Origin of the sequence: Kribbella sp. C-35 (assembly GCF_046549195.1) — a bacterium.
Taxonomy (GTDB): Bacteria; Actinomycetota; Actinomycetes; order Propionibacteriales; family Kribbellaceae; genus Kribbella.
Window position 1 is genome coordinate 192,781 of the sequence record NZ_JAJPWG010000009.1, and the last position, 13,715, is coordinate 206,495.

Here is a 13,715-nt window from a genome sequence, read left to right on the forward strand (position 1 = left end):
CTCAGGCGTTCGCGGGGACGGCGACGGGCGGCAGGTCCGCCGGAGCGGCGAGCGTTCCGGTGACAGCGGTCGCGGCGGCGACCAGCGGCGACACCAGGTGGGTGCGGCCGCCCTTGCCCTGACGGCCTTCGAAGTTGCGGTTCGACGTGGAGGCGCTGCGCTCCCCCGGGGCCAGCTGGTCCGGGTTCATCCCCAGGCACATCGAGCATCCGGCGCCCCGCCACTCGGCGCCGGCGTCCTTGAAGATCGCGTCCAGGCCCTCGGCCTCGGCCTGCAGCCGGACCCGGCCGGAGCCCGGGACCACGAGCATCCGGGTGCCCTCGGCAACCTTCCGTCCGGCCAGTACGCCGGCCGCGGCGCGGAGGTCCTCGATCCGGCCATTGGTGCAGGACCCCAGGAACACCGTGTCGACGTGGATCTCGCGCAATGGCGTACCGGCGGTCAGGCCCATGTACTCCAGGGCGCGCTCGGCGGCGACCTTGTCGTTCTCGTTGTCGAAGTCGTCCGGCGACGGCACGGTCGCGGACAGCGGAACGCCCTGGCCGGGGTTGGTGCCCCAGGTGACGAACGGCGCGATGTCCTCGGCCCGGAGCACGACCTCACGGTCGAAACTGGCGTCCTCATCGGTGGCCAGGCTCTTCCAGTACTCGACAGCAGCTTCCCAGTCGACGCCCTGCGGTGCGTGCGGCTTGTCCTTCAGGTACGCGAACGTGGTCTCGTCCGGCGCGATCATGCCGGCCTTCGCGCCCCACTCGATCGACATGTTGCAGATCGTCATCCGGGCTTCCATGCTCAGCGCCCGGATCGCCTCGCCGCGGTACTCGACGATGTAGCCCTGGCCGCCGCCGGTGCCGACCTGCGCGATCAGCGCCAGCACCAGGTCCTTGGCCGAGACCCCGTCGGGCAGTACGCCGTCGACCGTGACGGCCATCGTCTTCGGGCGGGCCTGCATCAGTGTCTGGGTGGCGAGCACGTGCTCGACCTCGCTGGTACCGATGCCGAAGGCAATCGCCCCGAACGCGCCGTGCGTGGAGGTATGGCTGTCACCGCAGACCACGGTCATCCCGGGCTGGGTCAGGCCCAGCTGCGGGCCGATCACGTGTACGACGCCCTGGTCCGGGTCGCCGAGGGTGTGGATCCGGATACCGAACTCCTCGGCGTTCTTGCGCAGCGTGTCCACCTGCGTCCGCGACACCGGGTCGGCGATCGGCTTGTCCACGTCGAACGTCGGGACGTTGTGGTCCTCGGTGGCGATCGTCAGATCCGGCCGCCGGACCGGGCGGTTCGCCAGCCGGAGGCCGTCGAACGCCTGTGGACTGGTCACCTCGTGCACCAGGTGGAGGTCGATGTAAAGGAGGTCGGGTTCTCCGTCGGCATGGCGCACGACATGCGCATCCCAGACCTTTTCCGACAACGTCCTACCCATCAGACTCTCCCTTGAGAATATTTGTGTGGTGAGGTGCTTTCGCTCACAGTGCTCTCGATTGGGCAGCTGAAGCGACTTGCGTTCCACGATTCGAGACGGCAATATCGTCTCATGGACAACTCTAGCGGAGTCGGTGTTCTCGACAAAGCAGCCCTCGTACTGTCCGCCCTCGAGTCCGGGCCGGCGACCCTGGCCGGTCTGGTGGCGGCCACGGGTCTGGCCCGTCCGACGGCCCACCGGCTGGCGGTCGCGCTCGAGCACCACCGCCTGGTCGGCCGCGACATGCAGGGACGCTTCGTGCTCGGGCCGCGACTCAGCGAGTTGGCCTCCGCGGCCGGTGAGGACCGGCTGCTGGCGACCGCCGGTCCGGTGCTGGCGCGACTGCGGGACATCACCGGTGAGTCGGCGCAGCTGTTCCGCCGTCAGGGTGAGTACCGGGTGTGCGTCGCCGCGGCCGAGCGTCCGTCGGGTCTGCGTGACACCGTCCCGGTGGGCAGTCAGTTGACCATGGCGGCCGGGTCGGCCGCTCAAATACTGCTTGCGTGGGAAGACCCGGAGCGGATGCACCGCGGTCTGCACAACGCCTCGTTCAACGCTGCCGCGCTGGCCGGCGTACGGCGTCGCGGCTGGGCGCACTCGGTCGGCGAAAGGGAACAGGGCGTCGCGTCCGTCTCCGCCCCGGTCCGCTCCCCCAGCGGAAAGGTCATCGCGGCCGTGTCGGTGTCCGGCCCGATCGAACGCCTGTCCCGCCAGCCCGGCCGCATGCACGCCCCCGCCGTGATGGCCGCCGCCGAACGCCTCTCCGAAGCTCTCCGCCGCGCTTCCGAGTAGTAGTTGTCACCGGCCGCTACTGAGATCACCATGAGGGTTACGAGCCCTCAAGGAGGTCCGAGATGGAGCGGGACTGGTTGACGCTGGGGTGGAAGATGCTGCTCGTGCGCGGCGCGATCGGCATCGTGTTCGGGATTCTCGCGATCGCGTGGCCGATCTCGACGGCGATCGCACTGGCTCTGCTCTGGGGGTTCTGGGCCCTCACCGACGGGATCGGATCGATCGTCCAGGCCTTCCAGCCCGAGTCGAAGGGCAGCCGGCTGTGGCTGGTCACGCTCGGCGTGATCGCCTTGATCGCGGCGTTCTTCGCGATCACCAGCCCGGGGATGACGGCGGCGACGCTGACCTGGATCCTCGGCATCTGGCTGATCATCCGGGGCATCTTCGAGTTCGCCGGCGCCTTCAGCAGTCACCAGGTGATGCCACGCTGGCTGCTGGTCCTGAACGGATTGCTCTCGATCCTCATCGGCGTGCTGTTCGCCGCCAACCCGGGCGCGGGCGCGGTCGGCGTCGCGGTCGTGCTGGGTATCACGGCACTGGTCTGGGGCGTGGTCCTGATCGGTGTCGGATTCTCGGTACGGCGTGAGCTGTCGGGTCCAGCGCACTCCAACCCGTCGCCGGCCTGACGTCGGTCAGCGCCAACCGCCGTACGGCACGGTGAGGATTTCGAGGTTGTGGCCGTCGGGGTCGTCCCAGTAGAGGCCCCGGCCGCCGTCGTTGGTGTTGATCTGGCCTTCGCTGCGGTGGAAGGGGTCGGCCCAGTACGTCAGGCCGCGGTCGACGATCCGGGCGTGGATCTGGTCGAACTCCTCCTCCGACACCAGGAAGGCGTAATGCTGCCGGTGCGGCCGCCCGTCGCCGCCCTCGGCGAAGTCGAGCGTGGTGCCGTTCCCGAGCTGCACCACGGCGAACGGCCCGTAACTGCTCGGTTCACCGAGCCCCAGGATGTAGGCCAGGAACCGTGCCGAGGCCTGCTTGTCGGTGCAGTTCACGATGGTGTGATTGAACTCGACGGCCATTCCACCAGGCTACTCGGATTCGGCGCAGCCGCAGGAGGTGTTGGGGATCAGCTGGTAGTCGAGGACGTGGCGGGCCGCCGGTGGATTGGTGCGGTCGAGCAACAGTTCGACCGCGCGGCGAGCGGTTTCCTCGATCGGCTGGCGGACGCTGGCAAGGGGCGGGATCGTCACTGTGCACTCGCTGGTGCCGTCGAAACCCATCACGGCAACGTCGTCCGGCACCTGCAGCCCGGCTTCCCAGGCCGCGAACAGGACGCCGAACGCCTGCTCGTCCGTCGAGCAGTAGATCGCCCGCGGCGGCCGCTTCTGCGCGAACCACGGCCGTACGGCGTCCCGCGCCGCGAACCGCGACACGGGCGAGGCGACGTACCGCGCCGAGGCTCGCGGATGCGCTTTCAGCGCACGTTCGATGCCCCTGCGGTGTTCCGCCGTACCGGGTGAATCCTCGGGGCCGGTGACGACGCCGATTGTCTTGTAACCGTGGGACAGCAGATGGTCCGCCGACGTCTCGGCTCCCGCGACATAGTCGATCGAGAGGGTCGAAACAGTGACCCCGTCCGGCACGGGATGCAGAGCGACGACAGGTACGCCGGCGGTCGCGAAGCGCTGGATCGCCGGCGCGACGAGCAGCGAGACGAGGACGACGCCGTCGACCTTGCGTTCGATGAACGAGCCGATGTGGGCCGATTCCTGTTCCGGGTCGCCGGCCGAGTCGCCGATCAGCAGCAGGTGGTCATGCTGCCGGGCGTAGTTCTCCAGGTGTTCGGCGAGCGTGGCGAAGTACGGGTTGCGGATCTGCGGGATGAGCAGCCCGAGCGAGTACGTGCGTCCCGCGCTCAGCGCACGGGCGAGGATGTTCGGCCGGTACTCCAGCTCCGCCGCGGCCTCCAGCACGCGCCGGCGGGTCTCCGCCGACACGGGCCGGGGGCCGTTGTTGAAGACATAGCTGACGACCGCCGTGGACGTGCCGGCGCGTTCCGCGACGTCACGTGCGGTCGCCATCGATCTCCCCACGCCCCACAGCGTATGTCGTTCCAGCGGCCACGATCCGCGCCGTGATCTCCTCCGCCACCCGCTCGGCGTCGACGCCCGTGACGATCCGCACCGAGCCCGCAGGATCGGCCGTGAACGTACTGCGCCCCGCTCCGTCTCCCCCAACCACGATCGACACCCGCCCGACCTCAGAGAACCTGAACAGTTCTGGGCGACTCAGCGCGAGCACCGCGACCGGATCATGCGGCACGTTCCACGTCTCACTCCAGTACGCCCACCACTGCTCGATATCCGCCCCGAGCGCCGCACCCAACGACCCCGCAGCCCGAATCCGCTCCAGCCGCGCCGCCTCGATGGTGACCTGCTGAGTGATCTCCAGCCCGGTGATCGTCGTCGGAATGCCGGCGCCCAGCACGGTCTGCGCAGCCACGTCGTCCGACTTGAAGTTGTGCTCCGACTTGTCGTCGCCGAACGACCCGCCCATCACCCACAAGTGCCGGATCCACTGCGCCGCCTGGGGCTCGAGAGCGAGCGCAGCAGCCACGTTCGTCAGCGGGCCGATCGCGGCGACGTCGAGCTCACCAGGTTGCTCGCGGAGCCGGGCGACCAGCCGTTCGGGTGCGCTATCGGCGCTGATGGTTTCGTGGGAGAGGTCGTCGTGCAGCGTGCCCTCGTGCCCGGCCCACCAGACCTTCCGTCCCGACAACGGCTCGACGACACCGGGTACGACGTCCAGGTCGCGGCCCGCGAGTACGCCGTACCGCCGGGCGAGCTGGGCCCGCAGCCGAGTGTCGCCGTACACGGTGTGCACCTCGACGAGATCGAGCTCCGGGCTGCCCAGGAGCTGGGCCAGCGCCATCGCGTCGTCGACGTCGGAGCCGATATCGGTATCGAGAATGATGGATCGCACAGATCTCCTTACTTGAGCCCGGTGCCGGACACGGACTGGACGAAGTACCGCTGGAAGCCGGCGATGACCACCAGCGGGATGACGGTGAGGACCACGGCGCTCGCGAACACGAGACCGTAGTCGGTGAAGTTCTGACCTTGCAGGTTGGACAGCGCGACCGGGCCGAGGATGTGCTTGGCGTCGGTGCCGATCAGCAGCGGCCAGACGTACGCCTGCCACTGGAAGAGGAACAGCATCAGGCCGGCGCCGATCAGCGCGGGCTTCGACAGCGGCAGGTAGATCCAGCGGAACACCCCGAACCAGCCCAGCCCGTCGAGCCGGCCGGCTTCGACCAGTTCGGCCGGGATGCCGAGGAAGAACTGCCGCAGCAGGAAGATCGCCATCCCGTTGCCGATCCCCGGCAGCACCAGACCCGCGAACGTGTTGGTCAGGTGCCAGTCCCGGAACATCGTCGACAACGGGATCGCGATCGCGTCGAACGGCACCAGGAAGCTCAGTACGACGATGCCGAACACCAGCCCGCGGCCGCGGAACTGGAACGCCGCCAGCCCGAACGCCGCGGTCGCGCAGACCGCCAGACCGATGACGACCGTGGCCGCGCTGACCAGGATCGAGTTGAGCGTCGCGCGACCGATCGCGCTGTTCAGCAAGGCCGAGTAGTTGGTGAGGGTGGGGCGCAGCTCGAGGAACGTCTGCCAGGACAGCGGGTTGAGGTTGGCGAAGGTCTCCGAGCCGGGGCGCAGCGAGTTCGTCACGACCCAGAGCAACGGCAGAAAGAACAGAATGCCGACGACACCGCCGAGCACCGAGAGGCTGACCCGTTTCACTGGCCACCTCGCAGCAGCCGGAACTGCCCGGCCACGATCGCCAGCGTCAGCGCGACCAGGATGACGACCTCGGCCTGGGCGACGTGGATGTCGCCGATCGCGTACGCGCGGCTGTAGACGTCGTACATCAGCAGGTTGCTGTTACCGTTCGGGCCGCCCTTGGTGAGGATCTGCACCGGCGCGAACACGAGCAGGTTCGACACCGTGTCGGCGACGAGCACGAACGCGAGCGGACGACGTACCAGGGGAAGGACGACGGAGATCATCCGGCGCCACGGGCCCGCGCCGTCGAGCAGCGCGGCCTCGCGGACCTCTTCCGGGACCTCCTGAATGCCCGCGATCAGGAACAGCATCCAGTACCCGACGCCGATCCAGGACAGCAGGACGATCAGCGACGGCAGCACCTGACTCGGCGAGGTGAGGAACGGCTGCGCGGGCAGGCCGAGCCGTTCGAGGACGCCGTTCGCGAGGCCGTCCGGCCGGTAGATGACGCTCCAGATCACTGCCGACACCGCAGGCGGGGTGGCTATCGGCAGGATCACGAGCGTGCGCCAGAGCCTGGTGCCCGCGGCCCGCTGGGTGAAGAGGACCGCGAGCAGGAACGAGACCGCGACCTGGATCGGGTTCACCAGCACGGTGAAGAGCAGCGTGACCCCGACCGACTGCCGGAAGTCCTTGTTCGACAGTAGATCCGTGTAGTTGCCCAGGCCTGCGAACACCCGCCCGCCGCGCAGCAGGCTCTCGGCGTAGAAGCTCTCGACCACGGCCGAGATCGCCGGGACGATCCGCAGTACGGCGAGACACACCAGCGCAGGGGCCAGGAAGGCGAGGGCGATCAGCCCTTGCCGTTGCTTCACTTGATCGACTTCCAGGCGTCGGTGAGCTGCCTGGTCGCCTCCTGCAACCGGGTGTTCGGGTCGGTCCCGTTGCGGATGTCGGCGAACGCCTTGCCCATGACTTCCTCGAACTGGATGTACCCGACACTCACCGGCCGCGACACCGCGGTGTGCTCACTCTCGTACGTCGTGATCGCGGCAGCGCCGGCCGTCTTCGCACCGGAGAACTTGTCCATCTGCGGGGTGTACTGCTTCTGCGCCTCGAGGTTCGCCGGGATGATTGTCGTCGTACTCGTGGTGGCCAGGTTGCCGGCCGCGTCCAGCGTCGCGAACTCGACGAACTTGCGCGCCATCCCCTGCTGCTTCGACGCCGGGTTGATGCCGAGCGACCACGAACCGGTCGGCGTGACCGGCTTGCCGCCCTGGAAGTACGGCATCGGGGCGACGCCCCAGTCGACCTTCGAGCTGCCGAAGATCTTCAGGTCCCACGGGCCGCCGACGAAGAACGCGACGTCACCGGCCGCGAACACCGGCCCGGTTTGGAAACCACCGATGCCACGCGGTGACAGTCCGCTCGCGAACGTAGCGCCGTACCACTGCATCGCCTTCTTCCAGCCGTCGGTCTCGACCGCCGGGGTCAGGGCGTCGTCGCCTTCGATGCCGGATCCGCCGCCGAGCGACTCGGCCAGCGGCTGCAGCTGGTAGTAAGCCTCAGGCTGCTCCATGAACAGGCCGTACTTCGTGCCGCCCGACTGCATCGCCTTCCGGCCGGCGGCCTCGACCTGCTCCCAGGTCCAGCGCTGCTCCGGGTCCGCGGTCGGCGGCGTCACCTTAGCCTTGGCGAGCGCGGTCTTGTTGTAGAAGAGGAACTGCGTCGAGTTCCACATCGGCAACGACCACAGCTTGTCGCGGAAGTGATTGGTCTTGTACGCCGTCGCGCTGAAGGACGTCTTCACCTTGGCGTCGAGGTCGCTGAGATCGGTGAGGAACCCCTTCGCGGCGAGCTGCGAGACCCGCGGTTCATCGACCGTGTAGACGTCGATGCCAGTGTCCTTCGCGCTCAGCCGCTGCTGCATGGTCGCGTTGAACTGGTCGAACGGGATCTGGGTGTAGGTCACCTTGATTCCGGGGGTCTTCGCCTCGAAGGCCTTGATCACGGGCTGGTACGTCTCGGCGTTGTCAGTACCCGTGAACGTGATGGTCCCGGTCTCCGGACCGGGGTCGGCCGTGGCGCCGGAACCGGAGGAGTCACCGGACGAGCCGCCGCAGCCGGCCAGCAGCAGGGCCGCGGCAACTGCCGCGGCCGGAAGAGCGAAGAGGTTTCGCCGCACAGCGATCCCCTTTCCAGGCAGGAGAGGTCTAAGCGCTTAGACTCTAAGCGGTTAGACCTTGGGGTGTCCAGCGTTTGCGGGTGATTCCGAGCAGGAGCAGAACGAGCACTGCGATCGCCGCGCCCGCCCGACGCCGGCGGAGCGGGACTCGGACTGGCTATCGCGCAGGAAATTGCTCACGGCCACGACGGCACGTTGACCGCTGGTGAAGCTCCCGGCTGCGGTGCCCGCTTCACGCTGACCATGCGCGGCCGGAGAAACGAAAACGCCTCCCACCGAGTGATGGGAGGCGCTCGACTCTGGTAGCCCCGACGGGATTCGAACCCGCGCTACCGCCTTGAGAGGGCGGCGTGCTAGGCCGCTACACAACGGGGCCAGAGGTGTGTCATCCGGTCCTCACGGGCCGGGCAACGAGGTTGAACTCTACCGATTTTCACCGGTGCGGTCCAATCCGCTGGGGTACTAGGACTCGAACCTAGACTAACTGAACCAGAATCAGACGGGCTGCCAATTACCCCATACCCCAAAGGCATTTCACTGGGTTGAGAGTTTGTTTCCGCCCTCATCAACCCGGCTCGGAGAGCTTACCCGAGGCAGGGACCGGACAGCAAAACGGGCCCCCACGCGGCGGGTTGTCACTCCCGTCACACCCGTCCCGGGCCGACCGGCACCGCGGACAGCGGCAGCTCGGACGTCGCGGCGAGTTTCATCCGCCCGGTCATCCACCACGCGATCGCGCCGAACGCGGCGAACTTCACCACGTCGATCGTCACCAGCGGCCAGGGCGCGTCCTTCACGCCGAAGCTCGCCGAGACCGTATCGGTCAGCGCCGCGAACACGAACGTGACCACGTTGTTCATCGCATGCGACGCGATCCCGGCCTCCAGACCGCCGGTCCGGATCACGAGCAGCCCCGCGACCAGACCGAACGCGAGCCGGTCGACGAACAGCGCCGGACTCTGCCACGGCCAGATCCCGTGCGCCGCGGTGAACAGCACCCCGGTGACGATCACGACCACCAGCGAACTCCGCACGAACGACCCGACGGCCTGCAGCAGGTACCCGCGGAAGAAGTACTCCTCCCCCGCGGCCTGGATCGGCGAGGTCAGCAGCGTGATCGCGATGACCGCGAGCGCGTCCGGCGCCACGCCGCCGCCGTGCCGTTCCCCGGTGGCGAGCGGGACGTCGAAGACCTGGATGATCGTGAACGCCACCAGCTCGAGCACGACCGAGACCAGCGCGAACCAGGCCAGCGGACGCCATCGCAGCCGGCCGACCACCGAGGACAGCAGGCCCGGGGTCTGCTTGTTCAACGCCCGCGCGATCAGCACCGACAGCGGGATCAGGGTGATCAGGGTCAGGTTGATGCACAGCAACCCGAACCAGGACAGCGTCCCCTCCGGGTCCTTGTGGATCGAGAGTTGCACGCCCTGGATGACGACCCCGGAGATCATCCAGCCGACCAGGATCGTGAACGAGCCGAGGACGACGAACGCGCGCGGCGTGACGTCGTTGTCGAGCAGCCGCTGGTACGGCGTGGTCTGCTTGCTCATCACGTCGTACGGCGGGCGCGTTCGAGCCGGCGCAGGGACTTCTCCCGCCCGAGCAGTTCCAGTGACTCGAACAGCGGCGGCGAGATCCGGCGGCCGGAGATCGCCACCCGGACCGGGCCGAACGCGTTCTTCGGCTTCAGCCCGAGCCCGTCGATCAGCGACGCCCGCAGCGCGGCCTCGATCGCCTCGGTCGTCCACTCCACATCTGCAAGCGCCTTGGCCGCGGCGTCCAGTACGGCGCTCGCGTCACCGGTCAGCACCTTCGCGGCGGCGTCCGGATCGACCGTGAACAGGTCCTCGGAGACGAACAGGAACCCGAGCATCTCGTCGGACTCCGAGAGTGTGTCCATCCGCTCCTGCACGAGCGGTACGGCGGCCCGCAGCACCGCGAGCTGCTCCTCGGACGGCTGCTCCGGAAGTACCCCGGACTTGGCCAGGAACGGGATCATCCGCTGCGCGAACTCCTCCTGCGGGAGCAGCCGCATGTGGGCGGCGTTGATCGCCTCGCACTTCTTCGGGTCGAAGCGGGCCGCGTTCGAGTTCACCTTGCGGATGTCGAACGCCTCGACCATCTCCGCCATCGTGAACACGTCGCGGTCCTCGGCGATCGACCAGCCGAGCAGCGCCAGGTAGTTCAGCAGCCCCTCGGGCAGGAACCCGCGGTCGACGTACTCCGTCAGCCCGGATCCCTTGTCCCGCTTGGACAGCCGCTTGTTCCCCTCGCCCATCACGAACGGCAGGTGCCCGAAGCGCGGCGTCCGGCCGCTGCCGACCCCGATGTCCGCGAGCGCCTCGTACAGGGCGATCTGGCGCGGTGTCGACGGCAGCAGGTCCTCGCCGCGGAGCACATGGGTGATCTCCATCAGCGCGTCGTCGACCGGGTTCACCAGCGGGTAGAGCGGGTAGCCGTTCGCGCGGACCAGGACGTAGTCGCCGAGGTTCTCCGGCAGGAACGTGATCTCGCCGCGGACCAGGTCGTCGAAGACGATCGGGTGGTCCGGCATCCGCAGCCGCACCACGGGCCGCCGGCCTTCGTCGACGTACGCCTGGACCTGCTCGGGCGAGAGGTTGCGGCAGTGGCCGTCGTACCCGCTGTGCTGGCCGGCCGTGCGGGCGGCCTCGCGGCGCTGGTCGAGCTCCTCCTGCGAGCAGTAGCAGTGGTACGCCTTGCCGGCCGCCATCAGCTTCGCGACGACGTCGGCGTACAGCTCCATCCGCTCGGACTGCAGGTACGGACCGAAGTCACCGCCGACCTCGGGGCCTTCGTCCCAGGTCAGGCCGAGCCAGCGCAGGGCGTCGTATGTGTAGCGGTAGCCCTCGGCAGTGTTCCGGGCCGTGTCGGTGTCCTCGATGCGGAGCACGAGCTTGCCGCCGAAGTGGCGGGCGAAGGCCCAGTTGAACAGGGCGCTGCGGATGTTGCCGACAGTCAGCAGGCCGGTCGGGGACGGTGGGAACCGGACCCTGACGGCACTCGGTTCCAGGTCGCCCAGTACGGCGTCAGTCACGCACGATCACCTTGTTCGTCAGGGTTCCGATTCCTTCGATGCTGACCGAGACCTCGTCACCGGGCAGCATCGGGCCGACGCCGGCCGGGGTGCCGGTCAGCACCACGTCACCGGGCAGCAGCGTGGTGAAGGAGGTGATGTATGCCAGTACCTCGGGGATGTCGAAGATGAACTGGGACGTCCGCCCGTCCTGCTTGGGCTCACCGTTCAGCTCAGTGCTGACCCGCAGGTCGGACGCGTCGAGCTCGGTGGTGATCCACGGGCCGAGCGGGCAGAACGTGTCGTACCCCTTGGCCCGGGCCCACTGGCCGTCGCTCTTCTGCAGGTCGCGCGCGGTCACGTCGTTCGCGATCGTGTAGCCGAAGATCACCTCGTTGACCCGCTCCTTGGGCAGGTCCCGGCAGATCCGGCCGATCACGATCGCCAGCTCGCCCTCGAAGTGCAGGTCGTTGGTCTGCTCCGGGTAGACGATGCCGTCCCGCGGGCCGATCACGCTGGTGTTCGGCTTCAGGAAGATCATCGGCTGCTGCGGTACGTCGTTGCCGAGCTCGGCGGCATGCGCCGCGTAGTTGCGGCCGACGCAGACCACCTTGCTGCGCGGGATCACCGGCGCCAGCAGCCGGACGTCCGCGAGTTGCAGCTTCTCCCCGGTGAACTGCGCCGACCGGTAGAGCGGGTCCGAGTCGAGAACGTTGACAGTACCGACGAGCCCTTCGGGGTCGTCGGTCTCGACGACGCCGTACTTCGGCTCGTCGTCCACGGAGAATCTGGCGATACGCACGGGCCGAGCCTACCGGGGCGCGAGATGAGACAGTTATGCGGTGACTGTTGAGATCCGGCTGGCTGTTCCGGCGGAGTACGACGCTGTCGGCGAGCTGACCGTGGAGGCGTACTCGCACGACGGCTTCGTGCGGGGTGAGTACGCGATGACGCTCCGTGCAGCCGCGGACCGGGCCGCGAAGGCGGAGCTGTGGGTCGCGGCTGACTCGTCCGGTCTGCTGGGCACTGTTACCTACTGTCCTGTCGGCTCGGTCTACCGCGAGATCGGGCGCGACGACGAGGGTGAGTTCCGGATGCTCGGCGTCGCCGGTCGGGCGCGGGGCCTTGGAGTCGGGACCGCGCTGACCGAGCGCTGCATCTCGCGAACGCGTGAGCTCGGGCAGCGGCGAATCGTCATGAGCAGCGCCGACTACATGACCACGGCGCACCGCATCTACGAACGCCTCGGCTTCGTCCGCCTGCCCGAACGTGATTGGTCCCCAATCGCGGGCGTCGATCTGCACGCGTTCGCCTTGGACCTATGAGCATCACACTGCCCTTCGCCGAGTGGTCGTCGTACGCCGAGGATCACGCCGCGCGCGTCGACGTACTGCTGGCGGACCACCTCGAACGGCGGCGCCGGCGGGAGGCGCATCCGGTCGAGGACTTCCTCTTCACCTATTACCCGACGCGACCGAACCAGCTCCGCGTCTGGCACCCGGGGCCCGGGATCTTCTTGGAAGATGCGGCTGCTTACGGCGATCGGCGCGGGTACGTCGTCGTGGACGGGACCGCCACGCTCGATCCGGCCGAGATCGAACGCCGCGCGGACAGCATCACGTGGATCCGCCGGCTGCTCGCGTCCACGCTCGATCGGCTGGCCCAGTTCGGGTGCTTCGGTCTGCACGAGTGGGCGATGGTCTACCGGACCCCCGACGTACGGCACGCGTCCTGGCCGCTCCGGCTAGGTGCCGAGGGCACCGACCAGGTCGTGGAGTCGCACAAGATCAGCTGTTCGCACTTCGACGCGTTCCGCTTCTTCACGACCCCTGCCCGGCCGCTGAACACGCTCCAGCCCGACCGCGAATCCCAGCCCGCGCTGGAACAGGGCGGCTGCCTGCACGCGAACATGGACCTCTACAAGTGGGCAACCAAGCTGATGCCGTTCACGCCCAGCTCACTGCTCCTGGACTGCTTCGAGCTCGCCCGCGACATCCGCACCCTCGACTTGCGCGCATCGCCGTACGATCTGGCCCCCCTCGGCTACTCCCCCGTGCGCATCGAAACCCCCGAAGGCAAAGCGGAGTACACCGCCGCCCAACGCACCTTCGCCGACCGCGCCCGCCCACTCCGCCGACAACTAACGACCCTCTGCGACGAGCTACTCCGCTAACCTCCCTGCATGGGAAAGATCGTCGCCATCGCGTTCGCCGTACTGCTCGTCGCGATCGGTGGGGTATGGACGCTGCAAGGCCTCGGGTACCTCAAGGGCAGCTCGATGACCGGCAGCACCCTCTGGGCAACGGTCGGCCCGATCGTCGCAGCCTTAGGCGTCTCCTTGCTCTACGTCGCAATCCGCGGCCCCAGAAAGCGCCACTAGCCGGGTGGGGGAGGTTTCCCGCCCATTTCGGGTAGGTAGCACTCCCCAAGTCGACCCGGCGGACCAGTGGATCTGCAGTTCGACAGGATGAGTCACCTCGACGAGTCGGCTCTGGCGCTCAGCTG

Annotated in this window: 16 protein-coding genes and 2 tRNA genes; 6 read left to right on the plus strand and 12 right to left on the minus strand. The window is 68.1% G+C overall.

The window, feature by feature from the left end; all coding sequences use genetic code 11:
- Position 1 precedes the first annotated feature (1 nt).
- Entirely contained in the window at positions 2-1,426 is a 1,425-nt protein-coding gene (leuC, locus tag ACLJOO_RS41905; RefSeq protein WP_410793855.1) for a 3-isopropylmalate dehydratase large subunit, read from the minus strand.
- A 111-nt stretch (positions 1,427-1,537) separates the two neighbouring features.
- On the opposite strand from leuC, the gene ACLJOO_RS41910 reads away from it, so the two are divergent.
- Positions 1,538-2,257, plus strand: coding sequence for an IclR family transcriptional regulator (locus ACLJOO_RS41910; RefSeq protein WP_130387568.1), 720 nt, complete (start codon positions 1,538-1,540; stop codon positions 2,255-2,257).
- 62 nt (positions 2,258-2,319) lie between these two features.
- Positions 2,320-2,883 (plus strand): HdeD family acid-resistance protein, encoded by a 564-nt coding sequence (locus ACLJOO_RS41915; RefSeq protein WP_410793856.1) that lies wholly within the window; start codon positions 2,320-2,322, stop codon positions 2,881-2,883.
- A 6-nt stretch (positions 2,884-2,889) separates the two neighbouring features.
- Here ACLJOO_RS41915 and ACLJOO_RS41920 read toward each other — a convergent pair whose 3' ends face one another.
- The 6 genes from ACLJOO_RS41920 to ACLJOO_RS41945 are packed head-to-tail and all read right to left on the minus strand — an operon-like array spanning position 2,890 to position 8,173.
- On the minus strand, positions 2,890-3,276 hold the full coding sequence (locus ACLJOO_RS41920) for a VOC family protein (protein WP_410793858.1): 387 nt from the start codon (positions 3,274-3,276) through the stop codon (positions 2,890-2,892).
- A gap of 9 nt (positions 3,277-3,285) precedes the next feature.
- Complete coding sequence (locus tag ACLJOO_RS41925; RefSeq protein WP_410793859.1) at positions 3,286-4,290, minus strand: LacI family DNA-binding transcriptional regulator; 1,005 nt, start codon at positions 4,288-4,290, stop codon at positions 3,286-3,288.
- On the minus strand, positions 4,262-5,179 hold the full coding sequence (locus ACLJOO_RS41930; protein WP_410793860.1) for a nucleoside hydrolase: 918 nt from the start codon (positions 5,177-5,179) through the stop codon (positions 4,262-4,264). The genes ACLJOO_RS41925 and ACLJOO_RS41930 overlap by 29 nt, the downstream gene beginning before the upstream one ends.
- An 8-nt stretch (positions 5,180-5,187) precedes the next feature.
- The gene (locus tag ACLJOO_RS41935) at positions 5,188-6,006 is read right to left on the minus strand and encodes a carbohydrate ABC transporter permease (protein ID WP_410793862.1); all 819 of its coding nucleotides are present in this window, start codon (positions 6,004-6,006) and stop codon (positions 5,188-5,190) included.
- Entirely contained in the window at positions 6,003-6,863 is an 861-nt protein-coding gene (locus tag ACLJOO_RS41940) for a carbohydrate ABC transporter permease (RefSeq protein WP_410793864.1), read from the minus strand. Before ACLJOO_RS41940 ends, ACLJOO_RS41935 begins: the two co-directional genes overlap by 4 nt.
- Positions 6,860-8,173 (minus strand): ABC transporter substrate-binding protein, encoded by a 1,314-nt coding sequence (locus ACLJOO_RS41945; RefSeq protein WP_410793866.1) that lies wholly within the window; start codon positions 8,171-8,173, stop codon positions 6,860-6,862. The genes ACLJOO_RS41940 and ACLJOO_RS41945 overlap by 4 nt, the downstream gene beginning before the upstream one ends.
- Before the next feature lie 108 nt (positions 8,174-8,281).
- Between ACLJOO_RS41945 and ACLJOO_RS41950 the strand changes: the two genes are divergently transcribed.
- Positions 8,282-8,479: an ATP-binding protein gene (locus ACLJOO_RS41950; protein WP_410793913.1), complete on the plus strand. Its 198-nt coding sequence runs from the start codon at positions 8,282-8,284 to the stop codon at positions 8,477-8,479.
- Here the strand turns inward: ACLJOO_RS41950 and ACLJOO_RS41955 are convergent.
- The 5 genes from ACLJOO_RS41955 to ACLJOO_RS41975 all read right to left on the minus strand — a co-directional run bounded on the left by ACLJOO_RS41955 (position 8,474) and on the right by ACLJOO_RS41975 (position 12,012).
- Positions 8,474-8,549, minus strand: a tRNA-Glu gene (locus tag ACLJOO_RS41955). The two genes, ACLJOO_RS41950 and ACLJOO_RS41955, sit on opposite strands and share 6 nt — an antisense overlap.
- A gap of 78 nt (positions 8,550-8,627) precedes the next feature.
- Positions 8,628-8,699 (minus strand) — tRNA-Gln (locus ACLJOO_RS41960).
- 118 nt (positions 8,700-8,817) lie between these two features.
- Positions 8,818-9,726: a CPBP family intramembrane glutamic endopeptidase gene (locus tag ACLJOO_RS41965; RefSeq protein WP_410793867.1), complete on the minus strand. Its 909-nt coding sequence runs from the start codon at positions 9,724-9,726 to the stop codon at positions 8,818-8,820.
- The gene (gene gltX, locus ACLJOO_RS41970; RefSeq protein ID WP_410793869.1) at positions 9,726-11,231 is read right to left on the minus strand and encodes a glutamate--tRNA ligase; all 1,506 of its coding nucleotides are present in this window, start codon (positions 11,229-11,231) and stop codon (positions 9,726-9,728) included. The genes ACLJOO_RS41965 and gltX overlap by 1 nt, the downstream gene beginning before the upstream one ends.
- On the minus strand, positions 11,224-12,012 hold the full coding sequence (locus ACLJOO_RS41975) for a fumarylacetoacetate hydrolase family protein (RefSeq protein ID WP_410793870.1): 789 nt from the start codon (positions 12,010-12,012) through the stop codon (positions 11,224-11,226). The genes gltX and ACLJOO_RS41975 overlap by 8 nt, the downstream gene beginning before the upstream one ends.
- Before the next feature lie 40 nt (positions 12,013-12,052).
- Between ACLJOO_RS41975 and ACLJOO_RS41980 the strand changes: the two genes are divergently transcribed.
- Genes ACLJOO_RS41980 through ACLJOO_RS41990 form a run of 3 tightly spaced genes read left to right on the plus strand, consistent with a single transcriptional unit; the run spans position 12,053 to position 13,590 of the window.
- Positions 12,053-12,535, plus strand: coding sequence for a GNAT family N-acetyltransferase (locus ACLJOO_RS41980; protein WP_410793872.1), 483 nt, complete (start codon positions 12,053-12,055; stop codon positions 12,533-12,535).
- Positions 12,532-13,383, plus strand: a complete 852-nt coding sequence (locus ACLJOO_RS41985) for a 3-methyladenine DNA glycosylase (protein WP_410793874.1) — start codon at positions 12,532-12,534, stop codon at positions 13,381-13,383. The genes ACLJOO_RS41980 and ACLJOO_RS41985 overlap by 4 nt, the downstream gene beginning before the upstream one ends.
- Before the next feature lie 9 nt (positions 13,384-13,392).
- Positions 13,393-13,590 (plus strand): hypothetical protein, encoded by a 198-nt coding sequence (locus ACLJOO_RS41990; RefSeq protein WP_410793875.1) that lies wholly within the window; start codon positions 13,393-13,395, stop codon positions 13,588-13,590.
- Positions 13,591-13,715: the final 125 nt, after the last annotated feature.